This window comes from Pseudomonas sp. TE3552, assembly GCF_056278945.1.
On record NZ_JBWBQJ010000001.1, the window covers coordinates 2,227,542 to 2,243,699 of the forward strand.

A 16,158-nucleotide genomic window follows, 5' to 3' on the forward strand; every position below is an offset into this window, starting at 1 on the left:
CTTAGTCCTCCACTACCCAAGTGTCTTTGGTGCCGCCGCCCTGAGACGAGTTCACCACCAGCGAGCCTTCGCGCAATGCCACGCGGGTCAGGCCACCGGGCACCAGACGGGTTTCGCTGCCCGACAGAACAAACGGGCGCAGGTCAATGTGGCGTGGAGCGATGCCGTTCTCGACAAAGGTCGGGCACGTCGACAGGCACAGGGTGGGTTGGGCGATATAGGCCTCGGGACGTGCCTTGAGGCGCGCGCGGAAGTCCTCGATTTCCGCCGCCGTGGCCGCCGGGCCCACCAGCATGCCGTAGCCGCCGGAACCCTGGGTTTCCTTCACTACCAGCTCGGGAAGATGGGCCAGCACATGGGACAACTCTTCGGGTTTGCGACATTGCCAGGTCGGCACGTTCTTGAGGATCGGTTCCTCGCTGAGGTAGAAACGGATCATGTCGTCGACATAGGGGTAGATCGACTTGTCGTCGGCCACACCGGTGCCGACGGCGTTGGCCAGGACCACGTTCCCCGAGCGATAGGCCGCCACCAGCCCCGGGACACCCAGCATGGAGTCAGGATTGAAGGACAGCGGATCGAGGAAGGCATCGTCGAGGCGGCGATAGATCACATCCACCTGTTTCGGGCCGGCGGTGGTGCGCATGTAGACATGATCGTCGCGGACAAACAGGTCGGCGCCTTCCACCAGTTCCACGCCCATTTCTCGGGCCAGGAATGCGTGTTCGAAGTAAGCGCTGTTGAAGCGACCCGGGGTCAATACCACGGCCGTCGGGTTGTCCAGGGGGCTGGAGCTCTTGAGGGTGTCCAGCAGCAGATTGGGGTAGTGATCGATGGGCGCCACACGCTGGGCGGCGAAGAGTTCGGGGAACAAGCGCATCATCATCTTGCGGTCTTCGAGCATGTAGCTCACACCGCTGGGGGTGCGCAAGTTGTCTTCCAGTACGTAGTAACTGCCATCCCCGTCGCGGACCAGATCGACCCCGGAGATGTGGGCATAAATGCCGCGATGCAAATCCAGGCCTTGCATGGCGACCTGATAACCCTCGTTGGCCAATACCTGTTCGGCCGGAATAATGCCCTCCTTGAGAATGCGTTGCCCGTGGTAGATGTCGGCCAGGAACATGTTCAATGCCTGGACCCGTTGAATGCAGCCACGCTCCACCGTTTGCCATTCGCGGGCTGTGATGCTGCGCGGAATGATGTCGAACGGAATCAACCGCTCGGTGCCCTGCTCGTCCCCGTATAAGGTGAAGGTGATGCCGGCTCGGTGGAACAACAGGTCGGCTTCGCGACGACGTTGATCCAGCAACTCCAGAGGTGTGTCCGCCAACCAACGCGCGAACTCCTGGTAATGTGGGCGGCAGCCACCACTCGCATCATACATTTCGTTAAAAAAAGCTCGGGACATACCCCACTCCTTGCCGCAATACAGACGGCATTTTCTTATCACTTTGCTATTTCAATAAAATAAGGCCTTACGTTGTTTTAGTGAGTACTGTTTCTGTCAAGCACCTCAGTGTGCGTCGTTAACTTCCTGTCACATTCGGAAATAAATTCCCCATGACTCCGGCAATCTTCTGACGCGTCCCGACGCCAGGGATTTGGCCTTTGCGGTTTGATTTCTGGCGCCCCATTTATAACGTTCCCCATTATCTTTTTTCGTTGAAAACCACACTTGCGGTGGTTTGAAAGTACTTTTGCAAGGGCTGTGCCCACTCTTGTTACCACTGAAAAAAAACGAAAAATCTTTGCAAAAAGACGACCTTGAGACATTTATTTCCATTTTTGAGACAAAAACCAGTCAAATCGCTAAAACGACTTTCCCACTTGTCACTTGCACAAGTCTGGAGCGGGCAAAAATGGTGCGATTAGCAACTAAAGGGGTTTTTTTGCCCTATAAGCGGGAAATTTCTACTCATTAGTTTTATTCCCCCTGTAATACAAAGCTTCGTCCTCGGTACCTCGATTAATATCGACTGCACTATTAAGGCTCGAAAAAATGCACCAAGAGTTTTCAGGCAAAACAAAAATGCCAAGTAGTGAGGCAAAAAAAACCGGGCCACGCACGCGTTCGACAACCTGCAAAACGCAGCACATCCATTCAATCCCGATTGGGTGGAATGCGTAACCATGGCCTCGACTTGATGAGTAACCCGCTCTCAATACGTAAGGAAAACATCATGGCTATCGCAAAGGCAGCGCCTGGCAAAACCCTGCTCAACCCAACCGATCACACCCTGATCATGATCGACCATCAATCGCAAATGTCCTTCGCGACCAAGTCGATCGATGCCGTCACCCTGCGCAATAACGCCGCACTTGTGGCCAAGGCAGCCCGTGGCTTCGAGGTGTCGACCATCCTCACTACCGTCGCCGAGAAGAGTTTTTCCGGCCCGATCTTCGACGAAATCAAGTCGGTGTTCCCGGACCACAAAGTGATCGACCGCACCAGCATGAACACCTGGGAAGACGAGCGCATTGCCGTCGAAGTCAACGCCTTCGGCAAACAGAAAATCGTCCTGGCCGGTCTGTGGACTTCCGTGTGCATCGTGGGGCCGGCCCTTTCGGCGATTGACCAGGGTTTCGAGGTCTACGTGATTGCCGATGCCTGCGGTGATGTCACCACCGAGGCTCACGAAATGGCCTTGCAACGCATGATCCAGATCGGCGCCCGCCCCATGACCTCGTTGCAATACCTGCTTGAACTGCAGCGCGACTGGGCACGTACCGAGACTTACGACGAGACGGTGAAAACCTCCATCGCCAACGGTGGTGCTTATGGCCTGGGCCTGATCTATGCCAAGACCATGTTTGGCGCCTCGGAAGGCCATTGAGGAAAAAACAGCGACTCTGCGCAGTCGCTGTTTCAGGGTGGCCGGACTCTTCATGCCGCCAGTTCAAAGGTTGCCGGTTGCACTGCGGCTCGCGGATGGCCGCCGGCCACCCGCGAGCCAGTGCCATCAAGCCAGCAGCTTAAGCTCGTCTTTACCGTACTTGAGCGATTTCTCGTCTGGAATCATCAGGCCAGTGTGCTCGTCGCGCCCTTGCAGGACGAAACGGGCGTCCGGTTTTCCCAGTTGGGCAGCAGCCTGCTGGCTGTCGGCGCCGATCTCGCCCTTCTTCATGCGGTTGACGATCACCCCCACCGCCGTATCGTTGAAGTCGCGCAGCATCCAGGCATCGCCGTCGCTGTCGCCAGCCACCAACACCGGGCCATAGCCCTTCTGTTTAACCAGCACGTTCTTGATGCCGACGGTCTTGCCCGGACCGTAATTGAAGTGCCAGTCTGGCTGATAGCGAGTGGTGTACTTGCCGTCTTCCATCGCCATGCGCAGGCCGATCACGTTCTCAGGCGGCACGCCGTATCCGTAATGGGGATTGCCCGCGAACACGCGTACTACATCGTCGATCGAGGCGGTGCTGACATAGACGTCGATGCCGTTGGCGCGCAGCGTGTGCATCAGGCCGCGAATCTCCTCATGGATACGAATGCCATGGAAATGGGTATCGGCTACCACTCCGGCCTTGCCCGGTAATGTGCGCGAACTCTCGTACTTGATCTTGCGCAGCGCGTCGCCGATGGCGTAGTTGTTGGAAGCCTCCGCCATCGCCTGCAACTCAGCCGTGGTCATGTTCTTGTAGAAATACAGAATCCACTTGTAGCCGATCTCCACTGGGTAACTGTCGCAGATCGCGTCGTACATGAAGTAGAGCTTGGCGAGAAAATCCTTGTACTGCTCGCTCGCCTGGATCTCTTCCAGGCTCTTGTCGCCGGCGAGCCCCTTGTAGTTGGCGTGCAACCAGCGGTAATCCGCTTCCACGTCGCTGGCAATGTCTTCCATCTTGACCGGCTTGCCATCCACCGTGGTGTAGTCCTTCATGAACGCGCCGTTCGGCACGTCCTGACGCACCACAGCGGCGAACTCATCGGGCGTCAGCTTGTACTGCAGATGATTGATCTGGTAGACCAGCAGCGCTTCTTCACAGTCGTTCATGATGCAGGTGTTGTCCCAGTCGAACACCGCGTACGGGCGCTGCTCTGGACGGTAGGACGCGCTCTTGACGCCGTGCCCATCGATCACCGCCTGCAGACGCTTCTGGTTAAGCGGCGACCAGCGCGCCGGGTCCAGCGCACTTGGTGTGGCCGGGGGTGTGGCGGCTTGCGTCAGGCGGGATGACAACAACAGCGGAGAGACGACGGAAACGGTGGCGAGGGTGTTCAGAAACTGGCGACGCTGCATGGCATAGCTCCTACTTCTAGACGAGAGGTTACAACCGAGGCGATGGCGAAAGCGTGTTTCGAAATGCGGACGTGGGGAAGAAACCGTCCGGCCACGAGGCTAGCTCCATATACACAAAAAAACAATAATGCCTCAACATTACACAAATATGGCGCGCAGACCGTATCAGCTCAATGATCATGGGGCCGCGCCAAACTTGACAGCGACTGACGCCCCTCCACAATGCGGGCTCGGACAGCGACTCGAACAGCAGGGACACCCGGTATGTGGCAAGAAGAGCGTTACCAGCGGATCCGCGCACTGCTATCGACCTTGCAGCGCGTCACCACCGACCGCATCGTCACGGAGCTGAATGTTTCTCGCGAGACTGTGCGGCGCGACCTGGTCGCTCTGGAAGAACAGGGAGAGTTGAAGCGGATACACGGCGGCGCCATCCGCGTTGAAGACGAAGCGCCAATCGCCGAGCGGGCGCAAAGCAACGTCAAGTTCAAGCGCGACCTCGCGCGCGCCGCGGTCAGCCTGCTGTCGCATGGGCAGACGGTGTTCATCGACGCGGGCACCACCACCGTCATCCTTGCCGAAGAGTTGGCCAAGCTGGGAGGGCTGACCGTGATCACCAACTCGTTCAACGTGGCACTGCAACTGCGCAACCCCGCCGCGTCGGGCGGTCGGCACAACGAGGTGCTGGTACTGGGCGGTTCACTCGATGACCGTGCGCCAGCAACGGTCGGCAGCACCACGGTGGCGGAAATTGGCCGCTATCGGGCCGACCTGGCGCTGTTGTCGCCGGTCGGCATCGACGCCCAGCGTGGTGCCAGCAACTACGACCACCGCGAAGCCGAAGTGGCGCGCGCCATGGCCGACAATGCCGAAGGCGTAGTCATCCTCGCCGATTACAGCAAGATTGGCGTGGAGAGCCGTGTCGCTTTCTGCCCGCCAGAACGCATCGACGTGCTCATCACCAACCATAAGGCCAGTACCGAAGCGGCGTTCGCCGCACTGAACGCCAAGCTCAAACGTATTGTCCTGGTGTAGCGGTGGCTTGGCGGTTGCAACAGGCACTCTCGCCCAGTGACCGCACGGTAAAGCCAGCGCAATACCAATTGGACATGGCCAAGACAGCAGTGAATATCAAGGGGTCTACGTAATGGCCTATATGTCGCCCAAACTCAGTGGTAAATCGCCCGAAGTGTTTCACTTGGAGACTAGCGACACCAGCGGCTACGCCGTGGATTGGCACGCCCACGACTGTCATATGCTGCTGTTACCCCGCCAGGGTGGGCTATTGCTGTCGACCGAAAGCAGCCAGACTTCTCACGTTTCGCGCCGGTCGTTTTCCTTTGTGCCAGCAGACTTTGCACACGCAACCCACGCGGCTCCGGGACGGGAGAAACATATGACCTTGTATGTCGCCCCCTCTTACGTCAAACGCCAAGGACAGATGGCCGGTTACTGCGGTTTCGCCAAACAGGTAAATCGATCGGGGACCTGGCAAGGAACCGAGGCGCTAGAAACCATCTTGCGCTTGTACGAGCAACTGCAAGACAGTGCATCTGCGCAGGCCTTTCAGCGCCAATTACCCCATCTCAATCATCTGCTCTTCGAGGAGTGCGCGCGGGTTATCGCTTGTCAGCAGGCACAGCCACAGCCACAGCCGAGTGAACATCAGCAGCAGGCGATGCTGGTTCACGACATACAGCGCTACGTTCGGGAGAATCTGGAAGCCGAGTTGAATATTGAGTCGATTGGGCATGAGTTTCACCTGTCACGGCGTCACCTTACTCGTATCTTCAAAGCCATTACGGGCGAAACCCTGCTGGATTTCACCAACCGCACCCGAGTGGAAACGGCCGCCCGGCTTGTCTCATGCACTTCACTATCGATCCTCGAAGTCAGCCTCGCGGTAGGCCTGGACTCCCCCTCTTACCTTGCTCGACTGTTCAAGCGCTACCTGGGTCTAACCCCAAGCGGGTTACGCAAACCCCGCTAACGATCTGGCCCAAACGGGCGCATGGACGGCCCGATCAAGCGCTTTCGCCAAGTTGATGCTGGCCACAATAGACCTCGTCTCCAACATTCAGAGGTCACAATGAGCGACGTGGACGTTTTTGAAGTCTTCGAGTCCAGCCCGGGCGGTGACAAACGGACATCCATCGCAATCGGTGCCGCCGGGCTTGGCGCTGAGCAGATCATGACGATGTCATGCGCCTATCTGCGACTCATAGCGACCAATAACGGGCGGGGCAGACTGAGTTATTGGCAGGAGCGAAAAGCAAAAGAAGTCATGATGGAAAACCTTGATTGCGGCATTCAGATTTCGGCTGTAGCCAAGGAGTGTTCCTTGTCACGAAGTCATTTCTCCCGAGCTTTCAAGAATGCTACGGGCCACGCCCCACGTTATTGGCTTCAGCTTGCAAGATTAACCCGAGCGAAAGAACTCCTTGAGCAAACTGATTTTTCTATCTCTCAAGTGGGCTTGGAGTGCGGGTTTGCTGATCAATCCCATTTCTGCAGAATGTTCTCCAGGAAATTTAGTATGACCCCAGGAAAGTGGCGTGCACGGGAAAAGTCCCAGCTGCAGGGGGGGATCCCCCCTGGAGAATCCATCAAGGCCACCACACCCATCCGATTGTCAGTGGGAGCCTGATGGGTGCTGCCATTGATGGCAGGCACTTTGCCCAGGCGCATTTACCGGTCGAAGGTTGGCTCTTGGCCGGTTAAATACCTGGCGAGCGTGTGCTTTGGGTCGAAAGCTGCTCGCTCCGCTATTGCAGCGGAACATACACGTCAGTTTGCCATTGATCCTGCGGCGTCTCGGGATAGACGCTCAGGTAATTGAAGAACAACGGGTGGTCACGAAGTTCCTCTCCACTGGCAGGAAGCCAATCGCGGTAAATCGGATAGATCGTTTCGCCGATGTGATCCGCAGACCCCACGTGTCGCACCACGACGCAGCGACCGCCGGGAATGACGATCTCGTGCACACCGAACTCATTCGGCACCACAGCCTCGTGAATCTCGCCGCAGATTGCGAAGCGGAATGCTTGTGGAGGTGTCGTATCGGGGTTGCCATAGGGAATGCCAAAGCTGCGACTCGATGCCACCGGCGACTGTCCGCTCTGCATACGCCACTCGATGAACTTGCGCACGCTCTCATTGACAAGCCCGGCTGGTCCGCGGTGCTCAAGCGCCGCTACCCTGACTTCAGGGAATTCTACGATTCGTACTTGCATGATGATCGTCCTGGAAAAGTGGGGGATTGCGAATACCGTATTCCAGACCTGCCAGTTCGGTTCCTTCCTGAACGCACTCGGCGTCATACCGAACGCCCGCCTGAACGCCCTGCAAAATGCCTCGGGACTTTCAAAACCGGCACCAAGTGCGGCGTCCAGTACCGAGTGATCAGCAAGGGCGGCCAGGCGATGTGCCGCGCGTCGTAGCCGCATCAGTTGCACATAACGTGAGACCGGCACTCCTACGAACGCGGTGAATTGTCGATGGAAGTGAAACACCGAAAAGTTCGCCACATGGCTCAACGTCTTCACCGACAGGTCACCTTCGAGATTGGCATCAATGTAGGCGAGTACGGCGTTGAAGCGTTTTGTGTAAGCGAAGTTGATCGGCATGTCAGACACTGGGAAAAGGCTCCTGGAAGTACGGTCGGCAATAGAGTCGACTATAACGGCGTGAACGCGCCTAGCCGCGTTTGCTCATGGCATGTTTGGTTGGCCAATGCGATCTCTTCCAAGGCGATGTAAAGGTTGGGGAATTCCAGGTGTCCCTTTTGGCCGATTCTGTTGAAAAAGTCGGTTTTCCCAAAACGCTCGAACATTGATGGGTGAAAACACCTCTTTTGCACACTGCTACGTGAAATCCGAGTCCTGAACCTTCTGCCAAAAACACAGATTTCAATCTCAGGCGCGTACTTTTCTGCCGTGGAAACCGAAGCCGACTTTTTCAACAGAATCGGCCAGAAGCAGACGTTCGATCCAAAGCTGCTTTCGAGCAGAAGTAAACGTCGCTAAGCAACGGCCAGCGAGCCGCTGCTATGCTGAGTCGAATCCCGTCAGCACGGCTCAACGGGCATGGTTCGTATGCTTTTTTGAAGGACGTACTCAGGTGTCTGCCGACGCAGCAGGCAAATGACATTGCCGAGCTGCTGCCGCATAACATAAATGGACGCCTGATCAACATACGCAGGGATGGTAGGTAGATGTTTACAGACAGTACAACCCAAGGACTATCTCAGGACTACCTGGCATGGGCGATTCTTTCTGGAGCAGGTTCGGCCTCGAACTGATATTGATGACGTTCAGCGTACTTTTTTGCTATGCGATGTACCACACGCATGTGACCTATCAGCGCCGCAACAAAAAACAAATCGACGAAGCATTTCGCAAAGCCATGGCGCAGCACGGTATTGAAAATGTGGAAATCCGACAGGATCACACAATGTTAGGGGCCCGTGGCAAAGTCGGGAAAAGGCTGTTCGATGTCCACAGGATTCTTCACTGCCCGCCGGATCGCTGGTTTGTCTACATCCATGTCGAGGACACAAAACCTGTGCTTATGCCGATTTCAGAGCAGCGAGCAATGGCTTCCCTCAACAGCCAGGGGGGAATTGAATAGGCTGATGACGACATTGGCTCCCTGTTCAGGAAGTACCGAAAGTACACCTAGGCGAGCGGCTGCGTTGGACTGCAGCCCTTTGTGACGGGCAGAAATCGGCCAGAAGGAGACGCTCGAAAGCGTCCACGGCATCCCCAAATCGCTGAATCATTGAGGCAGAGAAATGGACTTCACCCCCATCATCGCGCAGGTCTGGGGCACTCTCGGCTGGTTTATCCCACTGATGCTGCTAATCGGCCTGCTCAAATCACCTTGGGCCAAGGGGCATATAGGCGAACTCCTGGTACGCCTGTTCGCTCATTGGCAACTGGACAAGCAGACCTACCGCCGCCTGCACAACGTCACGTTGAATACCTCCGACGGCAGCACCCAGATCGACCATGTCTTCCTTTCCCCCTTCGGCATCTTCGTGTTGGAGACCAAGAATATGAGCGGCTGGATCTTCGGCAGCGAAAAGCAACCGCAGTGGACGCAGAAACTCTACAGGAGAACCTTCAAGTTCCAGAGCCCGCTGCGGCAGAACTACAAGCATCTCAAGGTACTGGAGACCACCCTTGGCGTAAACCCGGAACACCTGCATTCGGTCATTACCTTCGTTGGTGGCAGTACCTTCAAGACCGAGATGCCGGCCAACGTCACCCAAGGCATCGGCTTCATCCGCTACATCAAGTCATCCCAGCAGCCGGTATTCAGCGAGGCCGAAGTCGACGCACTAGTGAATGCCCTGCAAGCCGGCCGACGCGCACCAACCCTGGCCACCCACCGTGAGCATGTGCGAAATCTCAAACGCCGCAGCGATCCAAGAGCTGAGCGCAAGTGCCCAAAATGCGGCAGTGCATTACTCATTTGCACCGTGAAGTCAGGTCCGAAAGCAGGACAACAGTTCTGGGGATGCTCGGCGTTTCCCAAGTGCCGAGTGATGCAAAGCCTATAGCTGGCGTTCGAAGATGGACTGGCAGATATGGTGGGCTTCGGCCACTTATAGCCATTGAGCGTGCGCTAGGATTGATAAGGAAAATTTGTTTGTCAGCCAGTTTTTTTCTGGGCAACCACTTTCACGGTAGCATTTCTTTTATCAGGGCCTACAGGTCGCTCTAAGTAATACTTGACAATAAACTGCTTTTCTAAAAGCCTTTTTACTTCTCCAGGAAGACTCAACTCTCGCCAGTTGTCACCATTGCCAGCAATGCTTTCATAAATAAAATAACCTTCCGGCTGGACTGCATCAATCAAGTTAACAATTAAATCTTCATGGTATAAATGAACAACTATGACAGCTGAGAATGTATTATTTAAGAATGGGAGTGGCTGCCTGCAATCGAGGATTACTGGGTGTATATTTTTGCAATTTAAATGCCATAAATCGCTGAAGCTTTTATAAGAAAGATCAGCAGCTATTACATTCGCAAAGTACCTTGATAATAGTACGGAATTGCGACCATAGCCGCACCCCAAATCAAGAGCAAGAGACCCTTTAGGTAAATTCAGTCCTGATATCTCTCTCGCCAAAAAACTTGACGGCTCATTGGATATTGGCTTTTTATGTCGACTGTATTTTTCTATAATTAAACTTACTCCGCCGCGCAACAAATCACAAAATAATCTTGATGCCGACCATTAGCGTAGATCAACAAAAGGTATTAGGCTCTTACTGTAGCCATGCTTGATCCCTGACGAAAAAAATCCTCCGCAGTCCGACTTGCGAGTGCATGCCTCGCACTCGGTGGCGTATTCATTCTTCCAGTCGCTGATTGACCGGCGATAGTAAGGCTCAATGTCTGGATTCACCAAGCATAGCTGATGGTTGTAAACCGAGATATGCATGCCATATTTGGCCAGAATGGCAACCGATTTGCTAAGTGTGTCTTTGTACTCGAATGGATCGATCCACAGCTCATCGAGATTAGCTCTGGTAAAACCCATCATCTCAAGGCCCATCAGCGCTACATGGTCAACAAACAGAAGATTGCGTGCGATGAACTCACACAATTCAGGAAGGCGCTTTACTGAGAGTTTGTGAATGACGACTCGGATCTCAACCTTCTGGCCCAAGCGCTTCAGATTGAGAATGCCCTGAATGGTTTCATCGAATGCGCCCCGGGCCTGGACAATGTAGTCATGCAGTGTCGGATCATCTGAATAGACAGGGATTCCGATCATCGCGTCAGGCAATTCAATCTGCGCATACTGTTCAGCGAACGCAGGGTCTTTGAAACTACGTCCATTCGAGAGAATGTGGATGGCTGTTCTTGGCAGATAACTTTTTGTCAGCATGATGATCTTAAGGAAGCGCTCCCGGTTGGTCGTTGGCTCTCCCCCAGTAAACACCAATTCGTGGGTGTCTTTTGGAATCAGCGGAATCAGGCTCTCAATCTCGTCGAGTATCCATGAGTCATCAGCGGCTTTCGGCGGTTGGGAACACATAAGGCAGTAATGATTACACTGCTCTGTGACCAGGATACTGTTGTGCAGCGACGATGCACGAAACAACACTCGGATGCTCTGACGATCCGCTGAAAGCCGGACAACGTCGCCATCACCGATATAGCTGTAGTCATCCGGCAGAATTGAAAAGTCAGAGTCCAAAGGGAGCGCATCAACCAGATTCCGATGTTTCTCAACCAGCAGATAGTGCGCGAATCCTTGGGGTATCTGGTTATCGGAAACCAAGTAGGCCATTTCTCGTCGCAAAACTTCGGGCAGATTCCGACTGGTTGATACTTTGGCCAAGGTGATGGCCTTATCAACATCAACCGCATGTATTCGGATAATCTTTCCGCCGAGCTTCAGCATCGGTTGGCCCACCCCATAAAAATCCGTTTTGTTTGCTCATCGCTTCCCATCAGTTCTATGAGGTGCTTGAAGATCGACATATTCCGCTTGCAGAAAGCCGACTCAGGCTTTCTTGCCACCACATCCTTGTGTATTGCGTGATGGTAGACAGGTTCAGCGCCACAGTAAGGTTCGAATGCACAGTCAGAACACATGGGGACACTTAAAGTGAAGGAGCTTTCCAGTGCATCGAGAAGCTGATCCGAGAGGATGATCTCCTCATATGAATGCTCAAGAATGCTCCCCAGCCGGAATGTATGATCACCCATTTCGGCAAGCATACGGCTTTCATCTGAGGCGTAGACCGATCCGTCGTAGTTGAACACGATGGCTGCGATAACAGCACCGGCGGGGTTCATTAAGTCAACAAACCCGGGGTCCCCTGATGTCAGCATTTTTGTAAGCACGATCGCGGAATACTGCTCAACAAATCGTATGCCCGACTTGTTTAGCTCAATGATGTACTCAAGACCTTCCTTGTAAAACTCCAGCCAGCGCTCCGTGTCATAAGACATGAATTTCTTGGTCTTGATAGCAAAGCCGTAAGGGGAAAGCGTGCGCAGGAAGATGCCATCAAAGCCAAGGCGCAAGTATTCATCAATGATCTCACGTGCTCGTGGCAGGCTCTTATCTGTGGTTGTCATCAGGGCCGACACTTGGTCATAGCCGAGGGTGGCACGGGCTTTCTTCAGGCCTTCCTCGAAACGCTGGTGACTATCTCGACCTGGCCGTGGGCGATTTGCATTATGCAGATCCATTGGCCCATCGAGAGAAGATGAAAGCACGATGTTGTGCTGCTTACAGAAATCGAGGATGTCATCAGTCAGTAACGATAGCGTAGTCGCAATGACGAACCGCAGGTCACGTCCTTCCTTGATGTTACGTTCTTTTGCCTCAAGAACGACGTACTTCACCATCTCGAAGTTCAGCAGCGGCTCGCCCCCCTGAAATTCAATTTTGATGGCCGGATTCGGAGATCTGAAAACGAAATCTAACGACTTGTCTGCCATCTCCGTGGTCATATCGAATTCGCCTTTACTCTCTGACTGCCTCGATACCTGGCAATATGGGCAGCTATGATCGCAGCGCAAGGTCACCACAAAGATATGCAGACTGGTGAACTGGGCCAGCCTGGACAACCGCGTGCGAATCTTGAGTGCCAGAAGCTGAAGTGGCGCCTGCTCGTTGGTAAAGCGAATGAACTGTTTGGACCGTAGCGTAGCGATCAGTTCTGAGGAGAGCGCAAGCGTCTTGCTTATGATTGGCTCAAGCATCGACGCCGGTATGACGTGAAATTCGCCTGCCATGTTGGTGATGACGTACTCGTCGTCATTCAGGCGGTCAAACTTGAAGGGCAGCAACTCGTAGGTGTTTTGCTGCGCGTAGAACTCCAGCTTCTGGAATTTACTCACTAGTCAGCCCGGTTTTTGAAAAAGCCAGCCCAAGGATCAGGTTCTTGATAGGCTGCGTCTCAGCGTTCAGCCGGTGGCGCAACTGGTAGTCAAGTACGTCCTTCTTGAACTCTTGAACGGCAGTCAGAAAGGAAGTCTCGTCAACACCAATGTTCGAGGATAAGGCACAGAAAAATTGCCCCCCTGTTGATGTGATATCAACCGTCAGTGAATTGATTGAGCGATAAGCGGCTTTTTGCAGAACCTGCGCGTCATAAAGCCGCTCGTCAAAGACCAGCGTATCCGAGAGTGCCATTAGGAGCCCGAGGTATGGGAGGCATGAGAAACGTGAGAGGCGTGAGAGCTGTGAGAACTATGGTAAGCCATCATCTGACCTTGGTCCCCGCGTTTGAGAACAAAGGCGAATTGATCATTGCCACTGCGTACCGAAAGGTTTTCACCTTGGGCATCGGCCTGGAGCGTGTTCGTCGCGTCGGTACTGGGCTCGACACCCTCTTGGGTAGCTATCGCTGAAGCTTGTTCCGTGACTATGGCTGCGGCCAGAGTAGCCAGAGGTACCAGAAAAGAACGCTTTTTCATGATGAGATATCCCTATCACTGTTGGGGTTATTTTTGAGTTTCGGCGCACATTTCCATGATGTCAATGTGCGATCGGTTATTGCGGCCCTTTTCCGATATCCGGCATCCACAAAGACTAGCAGCGTATAGCTTCTCTCGCTGGATCTATGCCTTGAGCACCTCCTTGAGTTCTTCAGCGAGATTCCCGACAAGTAATGCAGAGCCATAGATGCCGTAGGCGGTCGTGCATGAAGAATGCCCAGTAATGGCCTGAGTGAACAACGCTACGGGTACCGGTAACGAAAGTGGGACACCATTATTCGGAAAGGTACGGTTGTCCACTCCTTATCTTCTTCTGAACGTCTGCTACGGTCGATTACGGCCGCTCGCGAAAGGCGGAAGACGGCCAGAAGCTGCCAGTTGCGATTGGCTGCAAACGGTCAGCAACTCGCTGTTTGACCATGGCAGAGTTCAACTACGCGTTGACGACCTCCGACCCGTAAAGTTAGAAATTTCAAATAAAACCACCACCCAAAGCACCATAGAGAGCAAAAAATACACAACGCTCGCCCCAATTATCAAAAATCTACTTTCCCACATCGCCTTAAACACATGATATGAGAAGTTCAAATCACTGTTTGGCAGCGCTTGAAAAATAGGAAGTAACAAGAGCACTAGTATAAACACAACAGTCGAAATTCTTGATAAATAGCTTTTTCTCTCAATGGCCTGAAAAGCATGCATATGAAGACGAGTCAACGACATCACAATAGCAGCAACCCAAGACAAAACAACCGCCATAGAAAAACCAACCATTACTACCAATCTATAACTTGACCCTTCACTAAAACTCCCAATATCCTTGTATCCAACCAAGATCATCTGCTGGACCAGCAACCACCATCCATCCTTAGCCGTATCTGGCACAATGGCGCTGACCGTAACCAGTAAAAGGATAAGCAATACAACCACCAGTTTTGCCTGCCTTATACTGAAAACAGGAAAAAAAATACTTACTCTACCGTGTCCACCACTGTCATCAGACATAACCTAACCTCAGTGTTGATACCTGTGTATTGTGATCGAGATATCAGGTGCTAATGCGAGCGTAGACAAGAAAATTCCGGCAAGTTAAAAACGCTTAGATCAAAATGCTATCACGCGTGTCGGGACGAAGAACTGTCGCTGGCAAAATTGTAGGGCTCATGGGTTGCACCATTGGGTGTATCGAGCGTTCGCATCGCAAATAAACGAGCAAACTTGCAAGAGAGACTCTACGAATGACAGCTTCGGGTCGTCTGCCGCCCTTCGTGACTGGGAGCAATCGGCCAGAAGCGGTCGGTGATCCAAATAAATAAATCTGCCCCCGTTTTCTTAACCGCATGAGATGAGCGTTGCACCTTTGATTTAGAGATGTATCGAATCGGCGTTGGCAATAAATCAGGACACTTTTGAGAGGCAAGCCCTGCAGTCCGGTGTGACTACTTGAAGCCCCGTTGACGAGCAAGAATGGTGAGTGTGCAGCGATTTTCGCCCAAGGGGCCGCCATGCTGATGGTTGTCCGCTCGCACCTTGGCCGTGGGCTAGGAGGCTATTTAGGGCGCTCATGGAATGCAGCAAAAACATCCGCCATAAAATCCATGAAAACGATGGCTCGCTGGGGCAGCAGCCGATTCGCTAAGTATACGACTTGGATCGGGACGGGTGGCGCCACGTATTCGTTAAGCAGCAATTGAAGATTGCCACTTCTCAGCCCTTCCTCATAAAGCCATTGAGGCCCCTGCGCGATTCCCAATCCTGCATTGACGTACTCACGTATCGCCTCAGGCGAGTTGACACGCAGTCGTCCGGAGATCGGGACATCAGTATCCTTAAACCGCCAGTTGGTTCCAGTGGATAGGAGGGTATAAATGAGGCAGTCGTGTTCCTTCAGGTCATCAGGCGAAGAGGGAGAGCCACGTTTCTCTAGGTACGCACGGCTGGCAACGCACACACGCTCGAACCACGCTAGTGGCCGGGCTCGCATTGCACTGTCCTCCAGGTGCCCAATACGAATCGCGAGTTCTGCCCCCTCGTCGACTAAATTGACGTAGCGATCATTGATTTGAAGATCGAGCGACAGTTCGGGATAGCGCCCTAGAAAGCTCGCGACGTGCGGTACGATGAAGGTGTGAGCCAATGCGGTCGGGCAAGCGACGCGCAGTAACCCAGACGGCGCTACGTTCCCTCTCAGTGAGGACTCTGACTGTTCCACTGAGTCCAGAATACGCCGCGCATCTGCGTAGTACCGTTCACCCTCGGGCGTGAGCATCAGCTTTCGTGTAGATCGGTGAAGCAGCCTGGTTTGCAAATGGTCTTCAAGAGCAGCGACGTAACGACTGACGTTCGGTTGCCCTAGTCCTAGATCACGTCCCGCAGCAGTAAAACTACCTGTCTCGACAGCGCGTACAAAACAGCTCATCAGTAACAACCGGTCCATCACG

General features: G+C 53.8%; 16 protein-coding genes and 1 pseudogene. 7 read left to right on the forward strand and 10 right to left on the reverse strand.

The window, feature by feature from the left end:
* Position 1: 1 nt before the first annotated feature.
* Positions 2-1,411, reverse strand: coding sequence for a circularly permuted type 2 ATP-grasp protein (locus ACZ9BB_RS09885; RefSeq protein ID WP_476213602.1), 1,410 nt, complete (start codon positions 1,409-1,411; stop codon positions 2-4).
* A 772-nt stretch (positions 1,412-2,183) separates the two neighbouring features.
* Between ACZ9BB_RS09885 and ACZ9BB_RS09890 the strand changes: the two genes are divergently transcribed.
* A complete protein-coding gene (locus ACZ9BB_RS09890) occupies positions 2,184-2,837 on the forward strand; it encodes a hydrolase (protein WP_429426958.1) in 654 nt (217 codons plus the stop codon).
* 126 nt (positions 2,838-2,963) lie between these two features.
* Here ACZ9BB_RS09890 and ACZ9BB_RS09895 read toward each other — a convergent pair whose 3' ends face one another.
* The gene (locus ACZ9BB_RS09895) at positions 2,964-4,244 is read right to left on the reverse strand and encodes a haloacid dehalogenase-like hydrolase (protein ID WP_476213603.1); all 1,281 of its coding nucleotides are present in this window, start codon (positions 4,242-4,244) and stop codon (positions 2,964-2,966) included.
* Positions 4,245-4,508: 264 nt separating this feature from the next.
* Here ACZ9BB_RS09895 and ACZ9BB_RS09900 point away from each other — a divergent pair, with 264 nt between their 5' ends.
* From ACZ9BB_RS09900 to ACZ9BB_RS09910, 3 genes are all read left to right on the forward strand, one after another.
* Complete coding sequence (locus tag ACZ9BB_RS09900) at positions 4,509-5,279, forward strand: DeoR/GlpR family DNA-binding transcription regulator (protein ID WP_090322866.1); 771 nt, start codon at positions 4,509-4,511, stop codon at positions 5,277-5,279.
* Between the two features lie 112 nt (positions 5,280-5,391).
* On the forward strand, positions 5,392-6,234 hold the full coding sequence (locus ACZ9BB_RS09905; protein WP_476213604.1) for a helix-turn-helix domain-containing protein: 843 nt from the start codon (positions 5,392-5,394) through the stop codon (positions 6,232-6,234).
* A gap of 99 nt (positions 6,235-6,333) precedes the next feature.
* A complete protein-coding gene (locus ACZ9BB_RS09910) occupies positions 6,334-6,891 on the forward strand; it encodes a helix-turn-helix domain-containing protein (protein ID WP_476213605.1) in 558 nt (185 codons plus the stop codon).
* Between the two features lie 118 nt (positions 6,892-7,009).
* On the opposite strand, the gene ACZ9BB_RS09915 is transcribed toward ACZ9BB_RS09910, so the two are convergent.
* Positions 7,010-7,879 (reverse strand): AraC family transcriptional regulator, encoded by an 870-nt coding sequence (locus ACZ9BB_RS09915; RefSeq protein WP_476213606.1) that lies wholly within the window; start codon positions 7,877-7,879, stop codon positions 7,010-7,012.
* A 383-nt stretch (positions 7,880-8,262) separates the two neighbouring features.
* Here ACZ9BB_RS09915 and ACZ9BB_RS09920 point away from each other — a divergent pair.
* The 3 genes and pseudogenes from ACZ9BB_RS09920 to ACZ9BB_RS09930 all read left to right on the forward strand — a co-directional run.
* Positions 8,263-8,457, forward strand: a pseudogene (locus tag ACZ9BB_RS09920) (transposase domain-containing protein); the annotation flags it as partial.
* A 47-nt stretch (positions 8,458-8,504) separates the two neighbouring features.
* Positions 8,505-8,873 carry a hypothetical protein gene (locus ACZ9BB_RS09925; protein ID WP_427623876.1) on the forward strand — a complete coding sequence of 123 codons (369 nt, stop codon included), beginning with the start codon at positions 8,505-8,507 and terminating at the stop codon, positions 8,871-8,873.
* Between the two features lie 163 nt (positions 8,874-9,036).
* Complete coding sequence (locus ACZ9BB_RS09930) at positions 9,037-9,807, forward strand: nuclease-related domain-containing protein (protein WP_476213607.1); 771 nt, start codon at positions 9,037-9,039, stop codon at positions 9,805-9,807.
* Between the two features lie 92 nt (positions 9,808-9,899).
* Here ACZ9BB_RS09930 and ACZ9BB_RS09935 read toward each other — a convergent pair whose 3' ends face one another.
* From ACZ9BB_RS09935 to ACZ9BB_RS09965, 7 genes are all read right to left on the reverse strand, one after another.
* Positions 9,900-10,463, reverse strand: coding sequence for a class I SAM-dependent methyltransferase (locus tag ACZ9BB_RS09935; protein ID WP_476213608.1), 564 nt, complete (start codon positions 10,461-10,463; stop codon positions 9,900-9,902).
* Between the two features lie 27 nt (positions 10,464-10,490).
* Complete coding sequence (gene hxsC / locus ACZ9BB_RS09940; RefSeq protein WP_476213609.1) at positions 10,491-11,666, reverse strand: His-Xaa-Ser system radical SAM maturase HxsC; 1,176 nt, start codon at positions 11,664-11,666, stop codon at positions 10,491-10,493.
* Positions 11,660-13,117 (reverse strand): His-Xaa-Ser system radical SAM maturase HxsB, encoded by a 1,458-nt coding sequence (gene hxsB / locus ACZ9BB_RS09945; RefSeq protein ID WP_476213610.1) that lies wholly within the window; start codon positions 13,115-13,117, stop codon positions 11,660-11,662. The genes hxsC and hxsB overlap by 7 nt, the downstream gene beginning before the upstream one ends.
* Positions 13,110-13,412, reverse strand: coding sequence for a His-Xaa-Ser system protein HxsD (gene hxsD, locus ACZ9BB_RS09950; RefSeq protein ID WP_476213611.1), 303 nt, complete (start codon positions 13,410-13,412; stop codon positions 13,110-13,112). Before hxsD ends, hxsB begins: the two co-directional genes overlap by 8 nt.
* On the reverse strand, positions 13,412-13,696 hold the full coding sequence (hxsA2, locus tag ACZ9BB_RS09955; RefSeq protein ID WP_476213612.1) for a His-Xaa-Ser repeat protein HxsA2: 285 nt from the start codon (positions 13,694-13,696) through the stop codon (positions 13,412-13,414). The genes hxsD and hxsA2 overlap by 1 nt, the downstream gene beginning before the upstream one ends.
* A gap of 450 nt (positions 13,697-14,146) precedes the next feature.
* The gene (locus tag ACZ9BB_RS09960; protein ID WP_476213613.1) at positions 14,147-14,722 is read right to left on the reverse strand and encodes a hypothetical protein; all 576 of its coding nucleotides are present in this window, start codon (positions 14,720-14,722) and stop codon (positions 14,147-14,149) included.
* A gap of 544 nt (positions 14,723-15,266) precedes the next feature.
* Positions 15,267-16,154 carry a LysR family transcriptional regulator gene (locus ACZ9BB_RS09965; RefSeq protein ID WP_476213614.1) on the reverse strand — a complete coding sequence of 296 codons (888 nt, stop codon included), beginning with the start codon at positions 16,152-16,154 and terminating at the stop codon, positions 15,267-15,269.
* Between the last annotated feature and the right edge of the window lie 4 nt (positions 16,155-16,158).